Here is a 24,520-nt window from a genome sequence, read left to right as displayed (position 1 = left end):
ACCGAGGTGCAAGAGGTATTGCTGTTTTTGCTGATGAAAACCGTACAAGGCAAAGACTGACACATTACTTTGATATTTCAGATACCCACGAAAGCAGATATTCAAGAACAGTTCCGATTTGGGATATGCGTCAGGAATACGAAGCAGATGTGATTGAAACATTGGAAAGCACTTTCGGAGAGATTGAGAATAAGAGCAGTCTTGCCGAAGCGATTATGGGAGCAGCAAGAAATGCGGCAGAGGATAATATCCCTGATTATCTGCAAGACCTTTACTATGCAACCGAAGGCAGTTTCCTTGAGGAAGTGGACAATGATATTGTGGCTTCCATTTATAAAAATGTTGTAGCAAACAGTGTGGCATATATGATGATGTCAAGGCTTGGTGTTGATACAGACGGTTACTTTGAACTTGATGATTTCAGAGATGTTACCAACTTCAATACGCAGGAAACACTCAATGCACTTGGCTTTGCTACCAGTGATATTGCAGAAATGGGATTGACGGAAGTATCTAAAACAATTACCGCACTTAACCGTCAAAATCGCATAATTGTCGGTCAGGACAGAAATGAATACAATAAGGTTGAAAATAACGACGAAAGGAGTTTGGACAATGAACGAACTGACCTACACAATGGTGGGCGATTACAGCCTTCCGAACCTGAAACTTCCACAGCAGCCGGAAGTGACTTTGGGCAGATACGCTCAGATGAGGAGAAAGTTTCTGAAGGAACATCACAGAGTCCTTTACTACAATCTCCTGACGAGGGGCGAACTGACACAGCACTTGGCGGAAGTGGAACAGAGAGCCAGCAAGATGGAAGAAACAATCCTGAGCCAGATGGCACAGAAAGAGGGAGTGACCGAACAGATGAAAGCAGAGGATATGATGAAATGGGTTCGTCTGATGAACGCTCTTCGCAGCTCGGCACAGGAAATCGTGAAAGCGGAAGTGATATTCGTTTAGAGTATTACGATAGAACTCACGAGGACAAAAGCCTTCCGTTCTTTGGGCGTGATGAGGTAATCAATGAAATTCTCAGAACAACACCGCATTTGTCGGCAAGTCTGGAAGAAATCAAAGATTATTATGAACGCAATCTTGATAACAAAGACCGCACAGAGTATATAAAGAGCATTTTCAATAATGATTATACAGAGCTTACCCTAGAGGACGGCAGGACAGTAGGATATAAGACCTTTGAAAATGTTCTGCATTTGTGGGAGGGCAAATATGACAGCAGAACCGCACAGAGCTTTTATGATTGGGCTGTTATTGCCCGACACTTTGAAGCTATGCGATTACTGGGAGAATTAAGCGACAGCATAAAACCATTACCGTCGATGGACGGTCAGATGACATTCATATTAGACGGTCAGGCAGAGGAAAAGAAACCCTCTGCCTTTACTTTTTCTCAGGAGATTATCGACGCTGTTCTTACGAATGGAAGCGGATTTTCTGAGGGTAAAATGCGTATCTATGAACAGTTTGAAAAAAGCCTTTCTGCAAAAGAGAATGCAGACTTTTTGAAAAATGAGTACGGTTGGGGAGGCTCTTATCCCGTCATAATCGGAGCGGGAATTGATGAGAGCCACGACGGAAAAGGTATTACGATTACGAAAGGTATCGGTAAAGAAAATCCACATATTACACTTTCGTGGTCGCAGGTGGAGAAGCGTATCGGGGAACTTATCCGAATGGACAGATACTTAAATCCAAAGGAAAAAGAACACTATCCTCGATGGCTTGAAAGCCAAGAGGAACGCAGAACCAAAATTGCGGAAACGAAAAGAAATCGTGAGATACTCTCTAATGCACCGCCGGAACAAGAGGTTGAACCAACCGAAAAAGAACCTGAAGAAGCAGAACAGCCGCAAGATGTGCAGTATGAATATCATCTTGGCGATAAGGTGTATATCGGTGCTTCTGAGTATGAAATCTTATCTGTTGATGATGAGAGAGTAATGCTCTATGACTATGATATGCCACTGTTCAATAAGGAATTTTCACGCACAGAGTTTGACAGAAAAGTGCGAGAGAACCCGATGAATGAGCATTTGATTGTGAAGGAAGAACCTGCTGAAGAAAGAAATGAAGCGGAAGAAGTTCAGACCAATATGGGCAGTATGCCGATTGAGGATTATCGAGAGATAGTAGCTTCACAGTCAGGCTTTGACAGCTATGATGAGATGCATCGTCAGGGGTATCGCATAGGAAACGGTTATGATAAAGAGCCTGAGCCGGTAGTTCCGGCTTGGGAGCAAAAGAAAAAGGTCAAAGGCTTTGACCTGCACCCTGATGTGCCTATGGCAGACCGTCATACCTTTAATCTCAGAGAAAATGAGGTTGAAACGGTAGGTAAAAAGGAACGCTTCCGCAGAAATATTATGGCGATACAGCTTCTCAAAAAATGTCAGGAAGAAAACAGATTTGCCACGCCTGAAGAACAGATTGTTTTATCAAAGTATGTCGGTTGGGGTGGACTTTCAGAAGCCTTTGATGAAAATAATTCAGCGTGGGCAACTGAATATCTGGAACTTTCTTCGGTATTAACACCAGAGGAATACGCTTCGGCAAGAGAAAGCACATTGACTGCGTTCTACACGCCGCCCGAAGTTATCACAGCCATTTATAAGGCAATGGAGCAAATGGGCTTTAAGGAGGGCAATTTGTTAGAGCCGTCCTGCGGTATTGGTAATTTCATCGGTATGCTGCCTGACTCAATGCAGGATAGTAAGATTTACGGTGTGGAACTTGATACGATTTCCGCAGGCATTGCACAGCAGCTTTACCAGAAAACAACCATTGCGGCACAGGGATTTGAAGAAACCAATTTACCGGACAGCTTCTTTGATGGCGTTGTCGGAAATGTGCCTTTTGGAGATTTTAAGGTATCGGATAAAAGGTATGACAAGCATAAGTTCCTGATACACGATTACTTTTTTGCAAAGTCCCTCGATAAGTTAAGACCCGGCGGTGTGATGGCTTTTGTAACGAGCAAAGGCACAATGGACAAGGAAACTTTAGCAGTACGAAAGTATATTGCACAGAGAGCAGAGCTTCTTGGAGCAATCCGATTGCCGAATAATACCTTTAAGGGTAATGCAGGAACGGAAGTCGTTTCGGATATTCTTATCCTGCAAAAGCGTGACAGACTGATAGATATTGAGCCGGATTGGGTTCATCTTGATACCGATGAGAACGGAATTAAGATGAACTCTTATTTTGTGCAGCACCCCGAAATGATACTTGGAGAAATGAAAATGGTATCGGGGCGTTTCGGTATGGAAGCAACTTGTGTGCCGTATGAAAATGCAGACCTTGCAGCACAGCTTGATGAAGCAGTAGCAAACATTCACGGAGAAATCACGGAATATGAAGCCGAGGAAGAACTGGAGGAGGAAGATAATTCTATTCCGGCAGACCCGGCAGTGAGAAACTTTTCATATACGGTGGTAGACGATAAAATCTATTATCGTGAAAATTCCCGTATGACTCCGGTGGAAGTGTCGGCAACCGCAGAGAACCGAATTAAGGGTATGATTGCTATTAGAAATTCCGTCAGAACGCTGATTGAATTGCAGACAGAAGATTACCCTGACAGCGAAATCAAAGCGGAGCAGGAGCGATTAAACAGACTTTATGATACCTTTTCAGGTAAGTACGGACTCATTAACAGCCGTGCAAATACCTCTGCTTTTTCGCAGGACAGTTCATTCTCTTTGCTTTCCGCATTGGAGATAATCGGAGAGGACGGAGAACTGGAACGTAAGGCTATGGAAGATTTCCTGATCAGAGAACCGAAAGGACGTGAGGAACAGCATTATCGGGAGTTGGTTGAGCAGCAGCACCGCATATATCTAAGTCGTATAACTCGTCTGGAGGAGCAGCAAAAGCAGAGCAAGGTCATGATCTATCGGTGGGTGCATCAGCTTAAAACACCTCTGTCTGTAATCCGTCTGATCTCAGAAAACAAAAAAGGTGATTCTGATTTTTCTAAAATAGCACATTCAGCATCGCAGATACAATATGACCTGGATCAGGTTTTAAATATGTATAAACTGGATGAAATAAAAAATGATTTTCATTCGGAAAAGGTCAATCTGAATAGTGTCTGCAAAGACTGCATCAATGAGCTGAAAAGCTCGTTCATCACAAAGGGCATTTTTCCAAAGCTTGCAGTGATGGAGGAGCTTGTGGTTTATAGCGATACCAAATGGCTGCGGTTTGTCTTGTACCAGCTTTTGACGAATGCACTCAAGTATAGCAATGAAGGTGGAAAAATCGTCATTTGTGCTGAGAATAGGGGAGATTCCGCTGTCTTGCATATTCAGGATGAAGGCTGTGGGATAGATCCCCGTGATATCAGACGGATTTATGATTTGTTCTTCACCGGTCAGAATGGGAGACAGCGCGGAGAATCCAGTGGATTGGGTTTGTATATGGTAAAGCAGATTTTAGATTATCTGGGACACACCATTGAAGTGCAGTCAGAATTAGGAAAAGGAAGTACGTTTACAATCTATTTTAGCAACCACAAATAAGATCAATCATAAATTGTTTCAACATTTCGAGAAAGATTACAAAATTGTCATGTTCTGTAATCTTTCTCGATTTTTATTTATGATAAAGTCTGCTATATTGAGTACAGAACAAGAAAGACTAATGAGTTATTTCTTCAAGTAATAACGGAGGTTTAAAAATGTCTATATTAACAACAAAACATCTTGGAAAAATATATGAGGGAAAGGTTCCATATACGGCTTTGAGTGATATTAATTTTAGTATTGAAAAAGGTGAGTTTGTGGCAATCATGGGACCGTCAGGAAGTGGTAAGAGTACCCTCTTGAATGTAGTTTCAACGATTGATCATCCTACCAGCGGTAATGTAAGCATTGATGGACAAGATCCTCATAAAATGAATGATGATGAACTGGCACATTTCAGACGTAGTACGCTTGGTTTTGTATTCCAGGATTTTAATCTGATTCATACACTGACAGTTGGGGAGAATATCATGTTACCATTGACATTGGAGGGGATTCCTGTTCCTGAAATCAAAAAACGCACGGAGGAAGTTGCTAAGATGCTGGGAATACAGCAGCTTCTTTCGAAACGGACCTTTGAAATATCCGGAGGTCAGGCACAGCGAACCGCTGTTGCCCGTGCAGTTGTAACCAATCCATCACTGCTGTTAGCTGATGAACCAACCGGAAATCTGGATTCTAAGGCAACAAAGGATGTTATGGAACTTTTCCAAATGCTGAATGAAACACAAAATGCCACCATCCTGATGGTAACCCACGATTCTTTTGTGGCAAGCTATTGTAAGCGAGTGCTGATCATCAAGGACGGACAGCTGTATCAGGAGATTGTCTCTGGTGGAAATCGAAGAGCTTTTCAGCAGGAAATTGCTGACGCCATGAGCCTTTTGGGAGGTGAGCCACGTGACATTATTTGATTTTGCCCGTAAAAATATCAGTCGTGACAGAAGAAATTATATATTTTACTTTGTAAATTGCGTATTTTCTGTATTTGTTTTCTTCCTGTTTACGGTTTTATCTTTCCATCCTGCTATGAGCATCGTAGATAAACAAAGTACAATGGGATTGATTCTTATAGCAGGAGAAATTCTGTCAATTGGATTTACTATTTGTTTTATTTCTTATTCTGTAGCATGCTTTTTGAAAAGCAGAAGCAAACAATTTGGTTTGATCACGATTTTGGGAGCATCTAAAAAGCAGTTGAATAAGCTTATATTTTTGGAAAATATGGTTGTTGGATTTGTATCCATCATAACAGGTATCATTCTGGGACTGGTGTTTTCGAAATTCTTTCTCGACATTGCCAATAAGGTCATCGGTGTAACTGATTTTACGTTTTATTTTCCGATACAGGCAATTGTTGTAACCATGATCGCATTGGGGCTTGTATTTCTATCTATTGCTTTTTTTACACCGAAGCTGATCCGCAAAAAAGAAGTCGTGCGGCTGTTAAAAACAGAGGTGACCGGTGAAGCGCCTCAGAAGTTATTGCCCTTCCTTATTATCTTTTTCATCTTAGTGGTCTTGTTGACAAGTGTTTTTGCAGGCAAAACACAGATGGCGAAAGACATACAGGAAAGCTTTATTACATCTTTTGCCATGCTTTTTACGGTTGTTCTCGGGACATATCTGCTGTTTGCATATGGAATGCGCATAGTCCTTGCTCTTACTAAAGGCAGTCACGCAAAAGGGCGTCTGCTCTACAGCAGTGACAAGAAAGCGAAAATGCGGGCAAATACACAGGCAATGACAATTTCAGCCGTGTTGTATGCTATTTCATTTTTTGCCATCATTATTTTGTTTTCCATGTCAACAAGCGTGAAAGAGGAAACGGAAAAGATCATGCCATATGCCATGAGTTACAATGCATGGACAGAAAATGCGGATGTTTCCGGCGATCTGGCTGTGATTGAAAAGGAACTGCAAAACCTGCCAGGATATCAGGAGGCAGCCTTTGATCTGTGGTACAGCGAATCGGAGGAGTCTCGTAAAGCAATCATTTCTGCCAGTGAATATAATAAAATGATGGAGTTTCTGGACAGAGAACCGGTGGCAGTTTCAAAAGACGGAGTTTTTCTCGTTACAGGAAATGCAGGAGAAACAATAACAACAGTTCCATCTGCAATGCAGACATTTTTTGAAGAAAATGGTCTGACATTATCCGTAGAGGGAAATACGGATTCCATCATCACTTTGTCTGGTTTTACCAGCAGTATTTGTGTTTTAAATGATGCTGTTTTTGAAGCATTGCAGCCGCAGATGAAAAATATAACTATCACGGCATTTCTCTATGATAATTGGGAAACGAACAGCGATAGTCCGGAAACAATAAAAAATAAGCTGAACTCTACGATTGAGTCCAGAGATGCTAATGTAATCGATGCATACAGTTATTATCACTCTACGCAGCTGCAGAACAACCTGACCTTATACATTGGAAGTATGCTGTGCTTTACATTCATTCTTGCTGTTGCAAGTTTTATCTATTCCAGACTCTATTCGGAGCTGGAAGCAGAGTGTAAGAAGTATAGAGGAATTGTAAAAATCGGTCTGTCAAAAAAAGAATTATCTGCAGCACTTAGTAAAGTGACTTCTCTGATCTTGTGGATACCATTTCTTGTCGCAGTAGCATATCTGTGGATTGGAATTGCAATCAGTGAGCAATATGTAATCGTTTCTAATGTGCCTGTCGCTTTCAGATGTACCATTGTGTTGTTTGCAGTGCAGACCGTAGTTTATTTTATTATTAATGTTTCCTACAAAAAGGCAGTTTTCCGTAAAGTATATCAGAGTAATGAAAGGATTTAAAAGATGAAGAGGATTTTGAGTATACTGATTTCCACAGTACTGGTGATCGGGACGTTTTCAGGATGTGGAACAAAGGATAGTGCGTATTCTAAAGAAGAAAAACAGATTATTAAAGAGGCAAATCAGATGATTTCTAACGAGTATGCGGTTGACATTGATGAGGACGATTTTTCTTATAGTGTTGGAAAACAAATCAGTGAAAAGGAGTTTGTACCGCTGGATTCCGAACAGAAGCAGGAAGCAGCATATGAAAATATTGTAAGTGTTACAGCATTGAAAACCAGTTCGCCTGAAAAAGGTGAGGTGTATGAATATACAGTGACCTTCAATTCCCAGACAAAAGAAGTATTGAATATTTCTGCGAGTATCGGATAAATCAGATAGCCACTTGATTTGCGATGAAATCAGGTGGCTATCCATTTGCTTTCAGAGTGAATAATATTGAACGATTATGGAACAACCTTTCCTTTTTATGGTTGAATCGGTCGCAGAAACCATACAGAAACGAGTAAGGTCAGAGCTTCTGCTACAGGAACGGCGAGCCATACTCCTGCAAGACCAAATATACGAGGAAGCACAGCCAGAAATAAAAGCAATAATGCAAATGAACGTAAAAATGTGATCAGACCGGAGAAATATCCCTTCCCATATGCCATCATCCGAACAGCAGCGTAAATGTTGATTCCTGAAAACAGAAAACCAAGTCCATAAATCCTCATTCCGGATACAGCAAGGGAAAATACGGGACTGGATTTATCTGTAAAACAGGACACACCTGCTGGAGCGAGAAAGTAGGTAAGTGCATAAATGATGATCGGAGCTGCTATAAAAAAGCGATGAGCATACCCCTCTAATTTTCGGCAGATACTGATTTTTCGATCTCCATATGCATAACTTAGTACAGGTGCCATGCCCATAGAAAAACCAAAGTAGACTCCGATAAATAAAAATTGCAGATACATGATAATGGAAACCGCTGCAACACCATCTTCACCGGCAAAGGAGAGTGCAGTGCGGTTAAATACGATGGTTGTAATTGCTATGGCAAGCTGATCGACAAATTCAGATGCGCCATTTATCATACAGTGTATTGCTTCGTGTAGGGATAAATTACGCAGAGTAAAGGAAAGATATTTATGTTTACGGATAAAGTAATAAATTCCCATCGTAAATGATAATACCAGTCCAAGAATCGTCGCCAGTGCCGCACCATAGATTCCCATGTGCATACGTCCGACCAGAACATAGTCCAGAATGATATTCAAAATACCACCGGATAAAGCTGTCAGAAAACTGTATGTGGGAGCACCGTCCACACGGATAAAATATGTAAACAGTTCTTTTCCGATTACAACAGGAGCAGCAAGAAGCCACCAACGTGCGTATGTTATACAGCCTGCTATCGTTATGTCAGTCGCACCGAGCAGGGACAGGATTGCAGACAGGTTTGCAAGAACCAGCAGGGAAATAAGGCACCCAAGCAGGATGGCTGCAACCGTACTGACAGAAAAGGAACGGTCTGCTTCTGCTTTTCTGTTACCACCAATGTGCAAAGCTGCAACGGCACTGCCTCCGGTTGCAAATACAAGTGCGATTCCGGTTAATACGTTCACAATAGGGTAAATGATGTTAATAGAAGCTAAAGCATCGGTACCAACATATGCAGACACAAAGATCCCGTCAATAATGGTATAAACTGTGTTAAAGAGTGAAGTCAGATATGTCGGAATAATAAATTTCAATAGTTTTCCGAAGCGTACCTCTTTTTCCGAAGTAAAAATTAAAGTGTTTTCCATGATAGTTTCCCTCCTGATCATAGGATAAACCTTCAAGTAGATTGAAGGTCAATAGAAAAAATGCTATAGTAGGGAAATAACAGTAAGTATGTTTTGAAAACAGGAAGGGAATATTTATGGACAGAAAATTTCAAATCGGTGAAATAGCCAGATTTTTTGATATATCGGCATCTACTCTTAGATATTGGGAGGACAAAGGCGTTTTACATCCCGGAAAAAAATCCGAAAACCAATATCGGGAATACACGATTGAAGATTTAATGACAATTTCCGATGTGATTTTTTATAAAAATCTTGGATTACAGTTGAAGGAAATCTGTGGTATGGAAGCTTCTACACCGAAACAGCATCAAGAATTGTTTGCCGAAAAAATAGTAGAACTAAAACGACAGCAGGAGATGCTTACAAGACGTATGAAGAAGCTGCGCTATCATATGCAGGCAGTGGAAATGCTGGAAATGCTGAAAGCACAGCCGTATCAGGAAACAGATATTGATACAGACTGTGTTGTTTCCTTTGACTTGATTGAAAGAGATAAGCTATGCCGGTATATTGAAAATCCTTATCTATATACAAGGGTGCAGGATTCACAATCCCTGCCACAGGAACAACGGGGGATTACAGTCTCTGCTGACATGAGTTCATCCTTTCCGGAATCCAGTATTCTTTGGCAAAAACAATCTGCCAGATATATAACTTTTTTGATGAAAGAAGAAGTGACAACCGGTTTTCCTAACGATCTGCCCGAACACTTGGTATACATTCAGGAAACGTACCGTACCGGTGCAATCATCAGCCGCTTTCTTCTCTGTGCACAAGAAAACGGAAAGACATATGATTTTTATAAGACGTTTGTGGAAATTCAATAAGTTGTTTTGTTACTATTATTCGCTTGACCTGTAATGAAAGAATAATCATTTTACAAGCACTGACTATCAGAATGGTCAGTGCTTCTTTTTTTGCTTTTTTCAAAATCATCTGACTTTATACATTCTGCCACATGTGATTAGTGGAAAAATGATTTTTCAAGAAAATCTATGACCTCACGTTCTCTGGAAACATGCAACTGGCGAAGAAGTATTTCATTTATGTACAAAAAACTTGCAAAAAGGGGTTGGTAAATACCATTTCCAACGCTTTATAGGTAGAGGAATAATTATTTTTCAAAATTTCCCAAAATCATGTCCGATTTTGTCGCTCCCAATACAGAGTATATGAAGGGACTAACGAAAGTAAAAGAAAAAATGATAAAAATGTAAAAAAATATCACGAATCTTTTGCATCTTGCAAAGTCATTTGACTTTAGTAATTAGAGGACGTTTTGGAATGTTCCTTTGTTGAACCTTGACAATTGATAAGTGCACCCTGAAAGCCTACCAGGAGTTCTGCCATGACCTTTCTTTTTCTGAAAGCAAGCGGAATCATAATGACACTCCCGATGATGGGCGGTTGATCAAAGCCTTATGATCAGTGACCTGTGTATGCAGGCAGAGGCAGTCTGAGACGGCTGCAGGTGACAGGGAAACGCACAATAGACCGCTGATGCAACAAGTAACTAATAACAATGATTAAAGGGTATCATGCCCGGAAAGGACGTAAAAACTATGAATAGAGTGATTTTAATGGGAAGACTGACAAAGAATCCGGAGATCAAATATGCCGGAAAAGATAATGATATGGCAGTAGCCAGATATACACTGGCAGTGAACAGAAAATATAAACGTGATGGTGAACAGGAAGCGGATTTTATTTCGTGTGTAACATTTGGTAAGAGTGCAGAGTTTGCACAGAAATATCTTCACAAGGGAATGCGGATTGTGATCGGTGGTCGCATCAGCACTGGCAGTTATAAGGATAAGGATGGAAAGACGATTTATACCACAGATGTGATTGTGGAAGAACATGAATTTGCCCAGAACAAGGACAGCGGTGCTGGAGCAGATTCATCAGAAACTCCGAAAACAGATAAAGACGGATTTATGGAAGCGAAGGATGGAGAAATTCCGTTTGACTAATAAAAGCAGAAATCTGCCTAATAAAAATGTGGAGGTTATTTATGAGTGTAAGTTATAACAGATTGTGGAAACAGCTCATTGATAAAAATATGAAACGGATAGAAATGCAACACCTCACCGGGATTAGTGCAAATATCCTTGCCCGGATGGGAAAAAATCAATATGTATCAATGGAAACAGTCGAGAAAATTTGTAAGAAAATGAATTGTACTATTGACGAGATGATGGAATTTACAGATTAAAGGTAGCAAGCCGGATACGGCATGATTCTCTTAGCAAAGCTAAGAGCGCACTTCTATACAGGCAATTACATCTGCCTGTATCGTGCGACCTGCGGTGCTGTTCCCGATTTTGAAGAATTTCAATCCGGGAATATAGCGAAATCATAGATTTCGGACAAGGGGATAATTTCCCCTTGCGGCACAAGGCCTATCTTGTTGTAGCAATTAAAGATTTTTAAGATTACAGAGGTCAGTATGTCCTTATTGTGGAACGACGACCTCAGTTTTTTATATTCAGGAATCGGCATTTGTGAAAAGACCGGTTCTTTTTATTTACAGAAAGAGTAGGAGGTTGAAAACTTGAGCAGAGCGAAAAATCCAAAATATGAATCCATGTCACTGGAAGAACTGAAAGCCAACATGGAAAAAAGTAAAAAGGAACTGGAACATGCGATTCACAATAAAAATATTCTGGAGCAGAGAAAGAAGTTGGTGGAACGAAAGGAACGTTCCCACAGATTGATTGTTAAAGGTGCAGAGTTTGAGAAAGCATTTCCATTATCCAGAGATTTGGAACAGGAAGATGTTCAGGATGTTATGGATCAGTTGCAGAACAGCAGTTGCAACAAGAGTATCGTGCGGCAGGTTCACATAGCAGCCTTACACAAAGAGCAACAGCAGATTGCAGAAGCAGTTGAAAAAGCAGAAAGAGGAGATGGCAGCTAATGGCACTGTATTATTTTTCGGTAAAGCAGGTTTCCAGAGGAAAAGGTCAGACGGTAGTTAATTCCGCAGCTTATATTTCTGGGCAGAGGCTTTATAACGATTATTATGGACAGACGCATGACTATACTAAAAAGTCAGGAGTGGTTTTCACAGAAATCCTGACTCCGGAATATGTGCCGGAACGTTTGTCTGACCGGGAAACGCTCTGGAATGAAGTAGAGCAGATAGAGAAAAGTAAACGGGCACAGTTAGCTTATTCTTTTGATATTGCTTTACAAAATGAACTGACATTGGATGAAAATATAGAATTGGCGAGAGAGTTTTGCAGGGAACAGTTCGTAGCACGTGGTATGATTATAGATCTGGCGGTTCATGAGGGAAAATCAAAGAACGAAGATGAACCAGACAATCCACATTTTCATGTACTTGTTCCAATCCGTCCTTTTACAGAAGATGGAAGATGGGGCAACAAGCAGAAGCGGAAATATGTTTTGGATGAAGACGGAAATCGGATTAAAGATGCCAGAGGAAAGGATATATTCAATGCTGTTTCCACTACCGGATGGAATGATCCGGAGCTTTTAAAGGAATGGAGAAGAGCGTGGACAGAGAAGGTGAACGAAAAATTCCGGGAATGTCACATGGCAGCAAGAATTGATCATCGCTCTTACAAAGAGCAGGGAATTGATCTGATTCCGACGATTCATGAAGGGTATGAAGTGCGAGCAATGGAGAAAAAGGGAATTAAAACAGTGATTGGGGAATTGAACCGAGCTATCCGGCAGTTCAACCAGATGTTTATTTCGCTGAAAGAATCCATTCAGTGGATGAAGACAGCGCATGAGGAAATGAAAGCCGAACTGGATCGCAGGCAGAATCCGACACTTCTGGAAAGCTTGCAAGATTATTATGATAAGAAAACGCAGAGCAGACTACCGCTCCCAAATTTCTATGCGGAGATGAAACGGAGAGGGAAGAATCTCTCCAACTTACAGGAGTTTGCAAAATCTATCAATTATCTCCAGACCCATAAGATAGAAACAATGGAGGATCTGCTGGGAAGGATTGATGAACTGAATGGTGTTGTATCAGTCAGTAAAAAAGAGATTTCCGAAAAGCGAGAACAGTTAAAGAAACTGGAAAATCTACAAAAGATGGCAGAAGTAATAAAGACAAATCAGCCATTGATAGACGAGTACAACCATTTCTTTTTCTCGAAAAAACGGGAGAAATACTATCAGCAGCACAAGAAAGAAATCAATTATTATCGCAAATGTGAACGGGAGCTGAAACAGCATCTGGATAAAAATGGAAAGGTGCCAACTGCCAGATGGAAACGAGAGAAAGAAGAACTCCGATCTGTGATCGAAGAGCTGAAAGCAGATAATCAGCCTTATCAGGATGAACTTGCATTTGTAAAAAAGGTACAGAGTTGTGCAGACATTGCTAGACGTGACCGGGAAATGGCAGAAGCAGATACTTCCGGGCGTTCAGAAGAAAAAAGCGAGAAGCAGACAAAGTTCCCAGCATTTCACGCAGCTCAGACGGAAGATATTTTTGAAGAAAGCGGTAAAGCAGAGCAACAGCCGGTGAATCAGCAAGAGAAGAAGCCAGAAAAGAAGACTTCTCTCCTGAGAAAATTGGATGAGAAGAAGAAAGAATGTGCAGAGCGTGATGCAAAACAACAGACAGTGAGGAAAAAACGGAACTATGATATGAGTTTATAGAAGTCTGTCAGCAGGACAGACAGGAAAGGATGATGAAAATGCAGTATACAGAAGAACAGATTGCAAGAGCAAACCAGACCAATCTTGTGTCTTTTCTGAACGCACAAGGGGAACAGTTGATGAAAAGTGGCAGAGAATACCGTTGGAAAAAGCATGACAGTGTAACGATATCCGGAAACCGATGGTATCGGCATAGTCAGAGTAAGGGCGGTTATCCGGTAGACTTTGTGATGGAATTTTATTATGCAACATTTCCGGAAGCAGTGAAAATTCTGATTGGGGAAGAAGGCGAAGGCAGGCAGAAGTCCTGCCCCGCCCCGTCTAAAGACTTCCGATTACCGGAGAAAAATGAGGATAATGAAAAAATCATGAAGTATCTGACAGAAAAAAGAGAGATTGAGAAAACACTGGTGGAAGATTGGATTGACAGAGGTGATATTTATGAAGAAAAGGAGCATCATAATGTTATATTTGTCGGCAGAGATGCAGATGGTATTCCGAGATATGCACATTGCCGTGGAACCGGTGAAATGAAATATCGTGGAGATGTAGCCGGTTCTGATAAAGCTTTTGGATTTTGCCACAGAGGAACGGATAATCAGTTATTTGTGTTTGAAGCAGCCATTGACCTGCTTTCTTTTATCCAGTTATTTCCAAAAGACTGGAAGAAACGCAGTTACCTGAGTCTGGGTGGCGTCTCCAGTGTGGCACTGATGACTTTTCTTTCTGAACGCCCTCAGATTACTTCTATTTTCCTGTGCCTGGATAATGACCAGGCAGGGAATGAGGCTTGTGAGAAACTGGCAGGAGAAATCTCAGAAGGATACAGTGTAATTCGTCTGAAACCATCACGAAAAGACTGGAACGAAATTCTCTGTGATAAAAACGCTGACAGAAAGAAAGCAATTGCAGAAACAATCACAATCAAAGTACCAGAAACAGAAGAGCTGGTGCCGATGTTGTGTTATGAAGACATTGAACAGACCAGTGTGGAATGGCTGTGGTTTCCTTATATTCCATTTGGAAAACTGACAATCATTCAAGGAAATCCGGGAGAAGGAAAAACTTATTTTGCTATGATGCTGACAGCAGCCTGTACCAACAGAAAATTGTTTCCGAATATGGAAGATATTGAACCGTTCAATGTAATTTATCAGACAGCAGAGGACGGTATGGGTGACACTATCAAGCCAAGACTGATAGAAGCAGGTGCAGATCTAAGCAGGATTATGGTAATTGATGATACGGAAGAAGCATTAACCCTATCTGATGATCGAATTGAAAAGGCAGTCAGACAGAATCATGTGAGGCTTGTAATCATTGATCCAGTACAGGCATTTATTGGAGCAGATGTGGATATGAACCGGGCAAATGAAGTACGTCCGGTGTTCCGAAAACTGGGAATGATTGCCGAGAAGACTGGATGTGCCATTGTGCTGATCGGACATCTGAATAAATCTTCCGGGACGCAGAGCACGTATCGGGGACTTGGCTCTATTGATATTATGGCAGCAGTGCGAAGTTTAATTTTCATCGGGAAGGTAAGAAAAGATCCAACCACGAGGGTATTGATTCATGAAAAAAGTTCTCTTGTACCACCAGGGGAAACAATGGCGTTTAAACTGGGAGACGAAGAAGGCTTTCGATGGGTAGGAGCCTATGAGATTTCCACAGATGAATTGTTAGATGGAAAAGAAGGAAAAGCAACAGAAACAAAGCTGGAGCGAGGGGCAAAGCTGATCAGGGAACTGCTTGCTGATAAAAAAGAAATTTCAATCAGAGAATTAGACGAAAAGGCAAAGGAGCAGGGAATATCCGGGCGAACAATGCGTGATGTGAGAAGTCGGATGAAGAATGAGCTGGAATATCGGGTAAATGAAAAACAGGAAAATAGTATTCGATTAAAAGAATGATGGTGGCAGAATTATTGGAGTAAGTACCGATTTTTATAGATACCTTATCTGCCGCCTGCCGTCTGCCGGGGAATGAATATTCTAAAGTGTACAGGAATAAATAAAATTGGATTGACAGAAAATATAGAAAAGCGTATTATAATAACAAGAGGTGGGAATTCCCACACAAATGCTTGCGTAGGAGGTGTTGATAATGGAAGCAATGAAAGATTATGTTGCCCATCTGGACAATAAAAAAAGGATTACCCTCAGAGGAGCTGCTTATCAGTATTATAATGTAAAAGAATACGGAAATGGCTGCATTATTCTGGAACCTCGGGAACTGGCAGTGCCAGAGAGCATTTCAGCCAGAACTCTGGCAGATATGGATCGTGCAGTAAGTAACTTTAAAAGAGGCGATGTTTCCCCGGCTATTGACCTGTCAGATTTTTAAAAGGAACAAAGAATGAACTTTAATATACGAATGGGAATTCCTGAAATGCAGGAACTTTGGTTAGATCTGCAGGAGAAATATCGTTCCGGTAATATAAAAAAGAAGGAAGAACAGTTGTATAAAAAATGGGGAAAGGCTTTAAAGCTGTTGTCGGCTGATCCAGGTTATCCGAGTCTTCAAACCCATGAAATAGAACCATTATCCAGACGTTACGGAATGAAAGTGTGGCAATCTTATCTGGAAAATAAAACTAGTGGTGCAATGAGAATGTATTGGGTTTACGGTCCGGATCAGAAGGATATTACGATTATTGGATTGGAGCCACATCCGGAAGATAAGAAAAATGGCGCATACGATCGAATTTCACTGTCGGATTTGTAAAATATAATTGAATATGGAACAAAAACACGAGCAGTTAGTCTATGAAAAATAGGTTAGCTGCTTTTTTCATGCAAAAAAAGGAGGTGCCGTGTATGGGATATGCACGTAAAGATGTAGAGAAAACAAAGAAAATAGCAAAGAAATTCGTCCGTTATCAGGAAGGGGCAGAGCTTTACAGCATTGGGCTGACGAAATTCCAGGAGCTGGCGAAAGAAGCCAAAGCAGTGTATAAGATTGACAAGGTTGCTCTTGTAAACTGTGAGATTTTTGAAAAATATCTGGAGACATTTCGGATTGCGTAGGGAACAGAAAAAAATCATGGAAGGACGAAAAATAGGGATTGACTTCTTGTCATACGAAAATTATAATGTGGATGTGGAGGAATAAGAACAGATATGGCGAAAATAGGAAGACCAAAGTCGGAAAATGTAAAAAAGAAAGTATTGAGTATCCGGGTGGAAGATTCTATGTATAAGTGTATCTGTGATTATGCCAGGAAACACAAAATGACTGTGACAGAAGTTGTCCTGCAGGGACTGGAAAGAATTTTGAACAGACCTGAATAACATGAAGTCCTTCCTTTATTTGTATTTGAAGGAGGATTTTATATGGCACAGACAAGAAAAGATCTGCGAGGCAGAGTCTTGCGGAAAGGTGAATCACAGAGACGTTCCGATGAGAGGTATGTATATACTTATACAGATCCCCTTGGAAGACGTAAGTATGTTTATGCACAAGACCTTGTAACGCTTCGGGAAAAAGAAGCACAGCTTATGAAAGATCAGATGGACGGTCTGGATATTTATGTTGCCGGAAAGGCTACAGTAAATTTTGTATTTGACCGCTACATGAGTCTCAAAAACAATCTGAAACCAACGACCAGGAGTAATTATCTTTATATGTATGACCGATTTATCCGGGACACATTTGGAAAGCGGAATATAGCAGAGATTAAGTATTCTGATGTGGTGCAGTTCTATAATCATTTGACCAAGAAGCAGGAACTGAAGATTAACACATTGGAAACCATTCATACGTTATTGCATCCAACTTTTCAACTGGCTGTAAGGGATGACATTATCAGAAAAAATCCTACGGATGGAGTCATGGCAGAATTAAAGAAAAATTTGGGTATGAAAACCGGTGTGAGACATGCACTGACAATTCCACAGCAGAGAGCATTTATGGAATATATTGCTACGCATCCGATTTATTTTCACTGGTGGCCGATTTTTACGATTTTTCTTGGAACCGGGTGCCGGATTGGAGAAGTTTTAGGGCTTCGATGGGAAGACATTGATTACGAGAAGCGGATTATCAGCATCAATCATAATCTGACGTATTATCCGGTAGGAGAAGACCGGGCATCGGAAAATCACATTTCGACGCCGAAAACAGAAGCCGGAATGCGTACGATTCCCATGTTGGATACAGTGAAAGATGCTTTTGAAATGATCTGGGAAGAGCAGAAAGAAAATGGCTGGACAGATGCAGAGATTGACGGAATGACAGGCTTTGTTTTCTGTAACCGTTATGGAAATATAATGAATGCCCAGTCAGTCAATCGGGCAATCAAGAGAATCTCATCTGCTTATAATGCAACAGAAGAAATAGAGGCAAAAAAAGAGCATCGGGAGCCGGTGCTGTTGCCGGATTTTTCAGCGCACAGCTTGAGACACACATTTTGCACAAGGCTTTGTGAAAGAGAAACCAACCTGAAAATAATCCAGTCGATCATGGGGCATAAGGATATTCAGACCACTATGGATATCTATGCAGAAGCGACAGAGGAGAAAAAACAGGAAACATTTGAACATTTGGCTGCAACAATGGATGTATTTTAAGAAGGGCTTATGAACCCTTTCATCTGACAACAGAAAGAACCAAATGACATCAAATTGACAACAGATATGATTTGACAATGATTCATCATGAATGGTGATGAAGAGAAGACAATTTAATAGAAATAGCACAGCGAAGCATCACGAAGGGTAATGAAGAAAAATCAAAAAAATTCCCGACAATGAAGACCCTGAATGATGTAAATAAGAAAAATGATGTAAAATCTAAGGCTACTGAAGAAGTGAAAGCAGAGCCTGAAAAGATTGATTTTTCTAAGGTAAAGATTGAGCCTTTGTTTGAGGAAATGGTAGACTTTGATACATTCAGCAAGTCAGATTTCCGTGCAGTAAAGGTTAAAGAGTGTGTTGCAGTACCGAAGTCAAAGAAACTGTTACAGTTCACTCTTGATGACGGAACAGGCACAGACAGAACCATTTTAAGCGGTATTCACGCTTATTACGAGCCGGAAGAACTGGTTGGAAAGACTCTTATCGCTATCACAAATCTTCCACCGAGAGCTATGATGGGCATTGACTCTTGCGGTATGCTCCTCAGTGCTATTCACGAAGAAGAAGGCGAAGAAAAGCTTCATCTTCTGATGGTTGATGACCACATTCCGGCAGGTGCAAAGCTCTATTAAGATGATGTAAAGATGTACCGTTTTACCAAATAAACGGAACGTACTTCATTTGATAAAAAACTGAAAAAACAGCGATTTACATCAAACTTACATCATTTGATGCAGAAATCGGTGCAAGCAAGAAAAAATCGCATAATAAGCAGAATGAATGGGCAGTCCTTAATGGGATTGCCCATTTTTAGAAGAGAGAGAAATGTAAATCACCGATTAGGTTTTCATTGCAGTGGTTATGGAGAACAGTTATAATGGGGATAAAAGAAAACGACAAATTTGAAGTTATGGAGGAATGATAGTGAGTTATATTACAATGGAAATATGGACTGGAATATGGATATTAGTGAGATTATTTCCAATGGCACTTATTATTTTTGCAGGTGTTATGATTATCGAAGTGGGTATTGAATTTATCCAGAAGAAGAAAATTGAAGTTAAGATTTTAAATTGGTTATGTCAATTCTTATGGATTCTAATAGTTGTATCAATATTAAAAATTACAGGAATTATTGGTGGTAGTTTTGGAATATCCTCACCACTTGATAGTTATATTAGTTTTAAATTATTTGAGGATGGATTTAATGCGGCAACTATTTTGAATATATGTCTATTCATTCCATATGGATTTTTGCCAGTATTTATTTTTAAGAATATCCACAAGCATTGGTGGAATGGCGTTATACTTGGAGCAGTATTTTCGATTGGTATAGAATTTTTGCAAACATTTATTGGAAGGTTTGCACAGTTAGATGATGTGATTATGAATACTTGTGGGACTCTCGTTGGATTTTTGATAGGATGCTTGTTACTTCGTATAACCACAAGGAAAAAATAAATTTCAGTCTGTAGGGATGAAAATTTGAATTCGTAGGAGGTATCGAAAAATGAATAGGAAAACTTTATTCTGTTTTCTGACAGCTTTGATAATGATTTTTGTTCTTGCCGGCTGTAGTGGAAAGAATAGTGGTGGGAATATTGACAATGTTCAAATTCCTGATTGGAAACCATCGGAAATATATTCAGACAGTGATATTGAGGCGGCTTTCCAAACAGTAAAAGACTATTTCGGCAACGAATTTGACGGCTGCACACTGACAAAACTGTCCTATCCCGGAGATACATACGCCGATGAATTTGATGAATGGGCTGAACAATATGACGCGGATGAAGCAATCGTAATATTATCATCTTTCGATGTAGACTCATCAGGCGGGGATGGTTCGCTTAATCCGGATTCAACATATGATGATTGGAAATGGATTCTAATTAGGAATGACAGTGGGAATTGGGAACATGTTGACCACGGGTATTAAAGCGACAAATTTCAGTTTGGAGAATTGAAAAAAACGGAATTTACCTATTAAGACATATAAACTCTTGACAATAAAGCTCCTATATAGTATGTTTTTGATAAACTACTATATAGGAGCTTTTGTATGGAAATGAATGGAGGATTTCTTGTCACCAAAATAAAACAGCTTGGAGACCGGATTTTCGAGAAGATTCTCAGTGAAAAGAATATTGATGCGTTTAATGGAGCCCAGGGACGTATTCTTTATGTGCTGTGGCAGGAGGATGGTATCTCAATCAGGTCACTCTCGACTAAATGCGGATTAGCGATAACATCTCTTACTACGATGCTGGAAAGAATGGAAAATCAAGGGCTGATAAGCCGTGTTCAGTCTAAAACGGACAAAAGGAAAACACTCCTGTTTCTGACTGAGAAAGCACATGCCTTAAAGGGCGAGTACGATTCTGTATCTGATGAGATGGGCAGTATTTACTACAAAGGTTTTTCAGAGGAAGAAATTACCCGGTTTGAGGAATGCCTCGACCGCATCAGAAAGAATCTTGAGGAGTGGCAGAAGTCATGAGTATTTGTATCAAAGATCAGATTCAGAACATGAATATCGTCATTGGCTGCACAGTGGGGTGTGCATATTGCTATGCCCACAACAACGTGAAACGCTGGCATATGATTGATGACTTCGCTGACCCTGAATTCTTTCCGGGTAAGCTCAAGATGATGGAAAAGAAACGTCCGCAGAACTTTCTTCTTACTGGGATGAGCGATCTCTCCGGATGGAAGCCGGAATGGAGAGATGAGGTATTTGCAAAGATCCGTGAAAATCCACAGCATCAGTTCCTGTTCCTTACCAAGCGACCTGATTTGCTGGATTTTGATACCGATCTGGAAAACGCATGGTTTGGCATTACGGTGACGAGGAAAGCAGAACTGTGGCGTATCGACGCCCTTCGGAAAAACGTTAGAGCAAAACATTACCATGTTACCTTTGAGCCGTTATTCGACGATCCCGGCACAGTTGACCTTTCCGGAATCAATTGGATCGTTGTGGGCACCATGACCGGAGCTCAGAGCAGGAAGATTCATACGGAGCCGGAATGGGCATGGTCTCTGACGAACCAGGCACATAAGCTCGGCATTCCGGTGTTTATGAAGGAAGACCTTGTCCCTATCATAGGGGATGAAAATATGATTCAGGAAATGCCGGAAGAATTTAATAAAGTGTTAGAGGTACAGAAATCATGGAAGAAGTAATAAATGGAATCCTCATTCGTGAGGTGGAAACAAAGAACATCATGACTAAGTCTAGTCTGCCGGTAGGCGGTTACTCGGTCAATCCCTATGTGGGCTGTACACATGCCTGCAAGTATTGCTATGCTTCTTTTATGAAGCGCTTTACCGGGCACAAGGAGGAATGGGGCACTTTCCTTGATGTGAAGCATTGGCCGGAAATTAAAAATCCGAAGAAATATGCCGGACAGCGGGTGGTCATCGGTTCTGTGACAGATGGCTACAATCCACAGGAGAAGCAATTCGGGAATACCAGAAAACTTCTGGAGCAGCTGATCGGCAGTGACGCAGATATTCTGATCTGCACAAAGTCAGATCTTGTGGTACGGGATATTGATCTGCTGAAGAAGCTTGGACGTGTAACCGTTTCATGGTCGATCAACACACTAGATGAAAATTTCAAGAACGATATGGACTCTGCTTCGAGCATTGAGCGCCGTATCTCTGCTATGAAGCTGGTATATGAAGCAGGTATCCGTACAGTCTGTTTCGTATCCCCGGTATTCCCCGGTATCACGGATTTTGAAGCAATCTTTGAGCGGGTAAAGGATCAGTGCGATCTGTTCTGGCTCGAAAATCTCAATCTTCGAGGCGGTTTCAAAAAGACAATTATGGATTATATCGCCGGAAAATATCCTGATCTTGTACCACTTTACGACGAGATCTATAACAAGCATAACCGCAGCTACTTTGAAGCACTTGAAGTAAAAGCTGAGAAAATGGCTAAGAAGTATGATTGTGCCTTTGTGGATAATGAAATGCCTTATGGCAGAGTCCCGCAGGGACATCCGGTGATCGTAGATTATTTCTATCATGAGGAAATCCGTGGGACAGAGAATACCGGAAAAAGAAATCGCTAACTTCAAGTTTGTCAACTTGCCCTTTGAGAGAGGAGAAATCCTTTTCTCAAAGGGTTTTTTCTATTTATACGGATATTCGCAAACTACAAGATAAAGCCAAAACTTCATATACTCTAAGCACAAGGAGGTTGAGGTTTGGCTATGAACAACAGTTTAGCAGAAGTACACAAAGCACTTTATGGATATCATGAATGGAAGCTATGCCCAAACACATTTCCCTTGCAAGTTATGGGATGCAGGAGAAAAGGGACTTACATTATCTGCTTTTGAATGGGAGAAGGATAGAAAAACGCTGATATATGGGCAGGTAGACTATATGTATGGAGAAGCACTTTATAAGCCTGAAATGAAAGAAGGAAATCCTATAAGGTTATATAGTTTGGATGAAATCACGGAGATATTCTGTAAATTAGGACTTCGTATTTGTAACAGCTTTGCTGATTTCAGTGGAAAGCCGAGTTCTGATAATGATATTCAATTGATGGTTTATTCCATACGGGAATAAATCTTCATCAAATCTTTATTTTTTTCTGTTAGGTTATATTTCAGTAAGAAATGAAATATAGAAGGAAGGATAGTAAAGATGGAAATAATGTTACAGACACAAAATCTATGTAAATATTTTAGAAAACAGAAAGCGGTAAATAATGTTTCACTTAATATCGAAAAGGGACAGATTTATGGACTGCTTGGACCGAATGGCGCTGGTAAATCTACCACATTGAAAATGCTGACCGGTATGATGAAACCAACTGCAGGAAAGATTTACTTTGATGGAAAACTTTTGGATAGGAAAGATTTATCAAAAATAGGAGCGTTAATTGAAAATCCGCCTATTTATGAAAATCTTTCCGCCAGAGAGAATTTGAAGGTAAGACAATTATTGCTTGGTACAGATGAAAACAGAATTGATGAGGTCTTGCAGATTGTATCACTTACAAACACCGGAAAGAAGAAAGCAGGACAGTTTTCTTTGGGGATGAAGCAAAGACTAGGCATTGCAATGGCATTGCTTGGAGAACCGGAACTTTTGATATTGGATGAACCTACGAATGGATTAGATCCAATAGGCATCGAGGAATTACGAGAGCTGATCCGGTCTTTTCCGGAACAGGGAATCACTGTAATTCTCTCCAGTCATATTCTCTCAGAGGTACAGTTACTTGCAGATAAAGTCGGGATTATTTCAGGTGGAATCTTAGGATACGAAGGAGCATTAAAGCAGGGAGATAATCTTGAAGATTTGTTTATGAATGTGGTAAGAAAAAACCAGAAAGCAGGTGAAATCCATGGTTAATATTATAAAAGCAGAACATCAAAAAGCCAAAAGAACCATGCGAAAAAAGTTTATCTGGGGATTTCCTCTTCTTACATTTGTCATGGCATTTATATTTACTCTTGGGATGACAAATGCTTATGCAGAAAGTGTTTGGAACTGGTGGTATACACTTTTGCTGCCGGGGATGATTGCGCTATTTTGTTATCTTTCTGTGGCGCAGGAGAAAAAGATAAAATACTATCATTTAATGACTATTCCCACAGACAGAAGAAAATTGTTGCTGGGGAAAATTATTTATATTGGGTACATGATTTTGTTTTCTAATGTGATTGTGTTTGCAGGAGCAACGCTTGGAGGCTTTCTTCTAACGACACATGTTCCAGTTGGAGGAGCGTTGATTGCAGTATTGTTTCTGACGGTTTCTGAGTTATGGGAGATTCCGGTAGCTTTATTTTTAAGTGAACGATTTGGAATGATTGTAAACCTGTTCGTCTGCCTATTTATTACCGTCAGCGGTGTGGTAATATCACAAACCAGAATCTGGTATGTACTTGTTTCTGCAATCCCTATGCGAATGATGTGCCCGTTGCTTCATGTTTTACCAAATGGACTTGCCGCAGAAGCAGGGAATCCTCTTTTGGATACGGGAGTCATTGTTCCGGGAATGTGTCTCTCAATCATCTGGTTTGTTTTTGTAACGGTTCTGTTTTTGAAATGGTTTGAGAGAAGAGAGGTGAAATAA

Annotated in this window: 26 protein-coding genes and 1 pseudogene; 26 read left to right on the top strand and 1 reads right to left on the bottom strand. The window is 40.5% G+C overall.

Features of this window, described 5'->3' with window-relative positions; all coding sequences use genetic code 11:
* Positions 1-570: 570 nt before the first annotated feature.
* The 6 genes and pseudogenes from ACIRUQ_RS11340 (at position 571) to ACIRUQ_RS11315 (ending at position 7,730) form a co-directional block, all read left to right on the top strand.
* Positions 571-969, top strand: a complete 399-nt coding sequence (locus ACIRUQ_RS11340) for a TnpV protein (RefSeq protein ID WP_306773777.1) — start codon at positions 571-573, stop codon at positions 967-969.
* A 1,292-nt stretch (positions 970-2,261) separates the two neighbouring features.
* Positions 2,262-3,779: pseudogene (locus tag ACIRUQ_RS11335) on the top strand (N-6 DNA methylase); the annotation flags it as partial.
* Complete coding sequence (locus ACIRUQ_RS11330; RefSeq protein WP_404856554.1) at positions 3,780-4,547, top strand: sensor histidine kinase; 768 nt, start codon at positions 3,780-3,782, stop codon at positions 4,545-4,547. It abuts the pseudogene before it with no gap.
* Between the two features lie 158 nt (positions 4,548-4,705).
* Complete coding sequence (locus ACIRUQ_RS11325; RefSeq protein WP_055291203.1) at positions 4,706-5,464, top strand: ABC transporter ATP-binding protein; 759 nt, start codon at positions 4,706-4,708, stop codon at positions 5,462-5,464.
* Entirely contained in the window at positions 5,451-7,355 is a 1,905-nt protein-coding gene (locus tag ACIRUQ_RS11320; RefSeq protein WP_055291201.1) for an FtsX-like permease family protein, read from the top strand. The genes ACIRUQ_RS11325 and ACIRUQ_RS11320 overlap by 14 nt, the downstream gene beginning before the upstream one ends.
* Positions 7,356-7,370: 15 nt before the next feature.
* Positions 7,371-7,730, top strand: a complete 360-nt coding sequence (locus ACIRUQ_RS11315; RefSeq protein WP_055291198.1) for a hypothetical protein — start codon at positions 7,371-7,373, stop codon at positions 7,728-7,730.
* Positions 7,731-7,825: 95 nt separating this feature from the next.
* Here ACIRUQ_RS11315 and ACIRUQ_RS11310 read toward each other — a convergent pair whose 3' ends face one another.
* Positions 7,826-9,151 carry an MATE family efflux transporter gene (locus ACIRUQ_RS11310; RefSeq protein ID WP_055291196.1) on the bottom strand — a complete coding sequence of 442 codons (1,326 nt, stop codon included), beginning with the start codon at positions 9,149-9,151 and terminating at the stop codon, positions 7,826-7,828.
* Positions 9,152-9,267: 116 nt separating this feature from the next.
* On the opposite strand from ACIRUQ_RS11310, the gene ACIRUQ_RS11305 reads away from it, so the two are divergent.
* The 20 genes from ACIRUQ_RS11305 (at position 9,268) to ACIRUQ_RS11210 (ending at position 24,520) form a co-directional block, all read left to right on the top strand.
* A complete protein-coding gene (locus ACIRUQ_RS11305) occupies positions 9,268-10,020 on the top strand; it encodes a MerR family transcriptional regulator (protein ID WP_055291194.1) in 753 nt (250 codons plus the stop codon).
* Positions 10,021-10,755: 735 nt separating this feature from the next.
* Complete coding sequence (locus tag ACIRUQ_RS11300; protein ID WP_055291192.1) at positions 10,756-11,166, top strand: single-stranded DNA-binding protein; 411 nt, start codon at positions 10,756-10,758, stop codon at positions 11,164-11,166.
* Positions 11,167-11,207: 41 nt separating this feature from the next.
* On the top strand, positions 11,208-11,408 hold the full coding sequence (locus tag ACIRUQ_RS11295; RefSeq protein WP_055291190.1) for a helix-turn-helix transcriptional regulator: 201 nt from the start codon (positions 11,208-11,210) through the stop codon (positions 11,406-11,408).
* Positions 11,409-11,747: 339 nt separating this feature from the next.
* Positions 11,748-12,113: a DUF3847 domain-containing protein gene (locus ACIRUQ_RS11290; RefSeq protein WP_055291188.1), complete on the top strand. Its 366-nt coding sequence runs from the start codon at positions 11,748-11,750 to the stop codon at positions 12,111-12,113.
* Complete coding sequence (gene mobQ, locus ACIRUQ_RS11285; protein ID WP_055291186.1) at positions 12,113-13,840, top strand: MobQ family relaxase; 1,728 nt, start codon at positions 12,113-12,115, stop codon at positions 13,838-13,840. The genes ACIRUQ_RS11290 and mobQ overlap by 1 nt, the downstream gene beginning before the upstream one ends.
* 38 nt (positions 13,841-13,878) lie before the next feature.
* A complete protein-coding gene (locus tag ACIRUQ_RS11280) occupies positions 13,879-15,753 on the top strand; it encodes an AAA family ATPase (protein ID WP_055291206.1) in 1,875 nt (624 codons plus the stop codon).
* 193 nt (positions 15,754-15,946) lie between these two features.
* Complete coding sequence (locus ACIRUQ_RS11275; RefSeq protein ID WP_005609451.1) at positions 15,947-16,186, top strand: hypothetical protein; 240 nt, start codon at positions 15,947-15,949, stop codon at positions 16,184-16,186.
* A gap of 30 nt (positions 16,187-16,216) precedes the next feature.
* Complete coding sequence (locus ACIRUQ_RS11270; RefSeq protein ID WP_242853638.1) at positions 16,217-16,567, top strand: hypothetical protein; 351 nt, start codon at positions 16,217-16,219, stop codon at positions 16,565-16,567.
* A gap of 92 nt (positions 16,568-16,659) precedes the next feature.
* Positions 16,660-16,869 carry a DUF6462 family protein gene (locus ACIRUQ_RS11265; RefSeq protein ID WP_005609464.1) on the top strand — a complete coding sequence of 70 codons (210 nt, stop codon included), beginning with the start codon at positions 16,660-16,662 and terminating at the stop codon, positions 16,867-16,869.
* Between the two features lie 93 nt (positions 16,870-16,962).
* The gene (locus ACIRUQ_RS11260; protein ID WP_172679917.1) at positions 16,963-17,133 is read left to right on the top strand and encodes a hypothetical protein; all 171 of its coding nucleotides are present in this window, start codon (positions 16,963-16,965) and stop codon (positions 17,131-17,133) included.
* A 42-nt stretch (positions 17,134-17,175) separates the two neighbouring features.
* The gene (locus tag ACIRUQ_RS11255) at positions 17,176-18,411 is read left to right on the top strand and encodes a tyrosine-type recombinase/integrase (RefSeq protein ID WP_055291184.1); all 1,236 of its coding nucleotides are present in this window, start codon (positions 17,176-17,178) and stop codon (positions 18,409-18,411) included.
* Positions 18,412-18,590: 179 nt separating this feature from the next.
* Positions 18,591-19,049: a hypothetical protein gene (locus ACIRUQ_RS11250; protein WP_046408724.1), complete on the top strand. Its 459-nt coding sequence runs from the start codon at positions 18,591-18,593 to the stop codon at positions 19,047-19,049.
* Positions 19,050-19,341: 292 nt separating this feature from the next.
* Positions 19,342-19,878 (top strand): VanZ family protein, encoded by a 537-nt coding sequence (locus ACIRUQ_RS11245; protein ID WP_049946793.1) that lies wholly within the window; start codon positions 19,342-19,344, stop codon positions 19,876-19,878.
* 49 nt (positions 19,879-19,927) lie between these two features.
* Entirely contained in the window at positions 19,928-20,356 is a 429-nt protein-coding gene (locus ACIRUQ_RS11240) for a hypothetical protein (protein WP_055291182.1), read from the top strand.
* Positions 20,357-20,479: 123 nt separating this feature from the next.
* A complete protein-coding gene (locus ACIRUQ_RS11235; RefSeq protein WP_015567822.1) occupies positions 20,480-20,917 on the top strand; it encodes a radical SAM mobile pair system MarR family transcriptional regulator in 438 nt (145 codons plus the stop codon).
* Complete coding sequence (locus tag ACIRUQ_RS11230) at positions 20,914-21,603, top strand: radical SAM mobile pair protein A (protein WP_021737746.1); 690 nt, start codon at positions 20,914-20,916, stop codon at positions 21,601-21,603. Before ACIRUQ_RS11235 ends, ACIRUQ_RS11230 begins: the two co-directional genes overlap by 4 nt.
* The gene (locus ACIRUQ_RS11225) at positions 21,591-22,499 is read left to right on the top strand and encodes a radical SAM mobile pair protein B (protein WP_021737747.1); all 909 of its coding nucleotides are present in this window, start codon (positions 21,591-21,593) and stop codon (positions 22,497-22,499) included. Before ACIRUQ_RS11230 ends, ACIRUQ_RS11225 begins: the two co-directional genes overlap by 13 nt.
* A 187-nt stretch (positions 22,500-22,686) precedes the next feature.
* The gene (locus ACIRUQ_RS11220; RefSeq protein ID WP_243144186.1) at positions 22,687-23,004 is read left to right on the top strand and encodes a hypothetical protein; all 318 of its coding nucleotides are present in this window, start codon (positions 22,687-22,689) and stop codon (positions 23,002-23,004) included.
* A 78-nt stretch (positions 23,005-23,082) separates the two neighbouring features.
* Entirely contained in the window at positions 23,083-23,796 is a 714-nt protein-coding gene (locus ACIRUQ_RS11215) for a lantibiotic protection ABC transporter ATP-binding protein (RefSeq protein ID WP_055291180.1), read from the top strand.
* A complete protein-coding gene (locus ACIRUQ_RS11210) occupies positions 23,789-24,520 on the top strand; it encodes a lantibiotic immunity ABC transporter MutE/EpiE family permease subunit (RefSeq protein ID WP_004853398.1) in 732 nt (243 codons plus the stop codon). Before ACIRUQ_RS11215 ends, ACIRUQ_RS11210 begins: the two co-directional genes overlap by 8 nt.

The organism is Eubacterium ramulus, from assembly GCF_045002895.1.
Classification (GTDB): domain Bacteria; phylum Bacillota; class Clostridia; order Lachnospirales; family Lachnospiraceae; genus Eubacterium_I; species Eubacterium_I ramulus.
This window is presented reverse-complemented; position numbering and strand designations above follow the sequence as displayed.

Coding starts and splice junctions, on each gene's coding strand:
- ACIRUQ_RS11340 (WP_306773777.1), top strand. CDS start 571: ATGAATACAATAAGGTTGAAAATAACGACGAAAGGAGTTTGGACAATG.
- ACIRUQ_RS11330 (WP_404856554.1), top strand. CDS start 3,780: ATGGAAGATTTCCTGATCAGAGAACCGAAAGGACGTGAGGAACAGCAT.
- ACIRUQ_RS11325 (WP_055291203.1), top strand. CDS start 4,706: ATGTCTATATTAACAACAAAACATCTTGGAAAAATATATGAGGGAAAG.
- ACIRUQ_RS11310 (WP_055291196.1), bottom strand. CDS start 9,151: ATGGAAAACACTTTAATTTTTACTTCGGAAAAAGAGGTACGCTTCGGA.
- ACIRUQ_RS11305 (WP_055291194.1), top strand. CDS start 9,268: ATGGACAGAAAATTTCAAATCGGTGAAATAGCCAGATTTTTTGATATA.
- ACIRUQ_RS11300 (WP_055291192.1), top strand. CDS start 10,756: ATGAATAGAGTGATTTTAATGGGAAGACTGACAAAGAATCCGGAGATC.
- ACIRUQ_RS11295 (WP_055291190.1), top strand. CDS start 11,208: ATGAGTGTAAGTTATAACAGATTGTGGAAACAGCTCATTGATAAAAAT.
- mobQ (WP_055291186.1), top strand. CDS start 12,113: ATGGCACTGTATTATTTTTCGGTAAAGCAGGTTTCCAGAGGAAAAGGT.
- ACIRUQ_RS11280 (WP_055291206.1), top strand. CDS start 13,879: ATGCAGTATACAGAAGAACAGATTGCAAGAGCAAACCAGACCAATCTT.
- ACIRUQ_RS11275 (WP_005609451.1), top strand. CDS start 15,947: ATGGAAGCAATGAAAGATTATGTTGCCCATCTGGACAATAAAAAAAGG.
- ACIRUQ_RS11270 (WP_242853638.1), top strand. CDS start 16,217: ATGGGAATTCCTGAAATGCAGGAACTTTGGTTAGATCTGCAGGAGAAA.
- ACIRUQ_RS11265 (WP_005609464.1), top strand. CDS start 16,660: ATGGGATATGCACGTAAAGATGTAGAGAAAACAAAGAAAATAGCAAAG.
- ACIRUQ_RS11260 (WP_172679917.1), top strand. CDS start 16,963: ATGGCGAAAATAGGAAGACCAAAGTCGGAAAATGTAAAAAAGAAAGTA.
- ACIRUQ_RS11255 (WP_055291184.1), top strand. CDS start 17,176: ATGGCACAGACAAGAAAAGATCTGCGAGGCAGAGTCTTGCGGAAAGGT.
- ACIRUQ_RS11250 (WP_046408724.1), top strand. CDS start 18,591: ATGAAGACCCTGAATGATGTAAATAAGAAAAATGATGTAAAATCTAAG.
- ACIRUQ_RS11240 (WP_055291182.1), top strand. CDS start 19,928: ATGAATAGGAAAACTTTATTCTGTTTTCTGACAGCTTTGATAATGATT.
- ACIRUQ_RS11235 (WP_015567822.1), top strand. CDS start 20,480: ATGGAAATGAATGGAGGATTTCTTGTCACCAAAATAAAACAGCTTGGA.
- ACIRUQ_RS11230 (WP_021737746.1), top strand. CDS start 20,914: ATGAGTATTTGTATCAAAGATCAGATTCAGAACATGAATATCGTCATT.
- ACIRUQ_RS11225 (WP_021737747.1), top strand. CDS start 21,591: ATGGAAGAAGTAATAAATGGAATCCTCATTCGTGAGGTGGAAACAAAG.
- ACIRUQ_RS11220 (WP_243144186.1), top strand. CDS start 22,687: ATGAATGGAAGCTATGCCCAAACACATTTCCCTTGCAAGTTATGGGAT.
- ACIRUQ_RS11215 (WP_055291180.1), top strand. CDS start 23,083: ATGGAAATAATGTTACAGACACAAAATCTATGTAAATATTTTAGAAAA.
- ACIRUQ_RS11210 (WP_004853398.1), top strand. CDS start 23,789: ATGGTTAATATTATAAAAGCAGAACATCAAAAAGCCAAAAGAACCATG.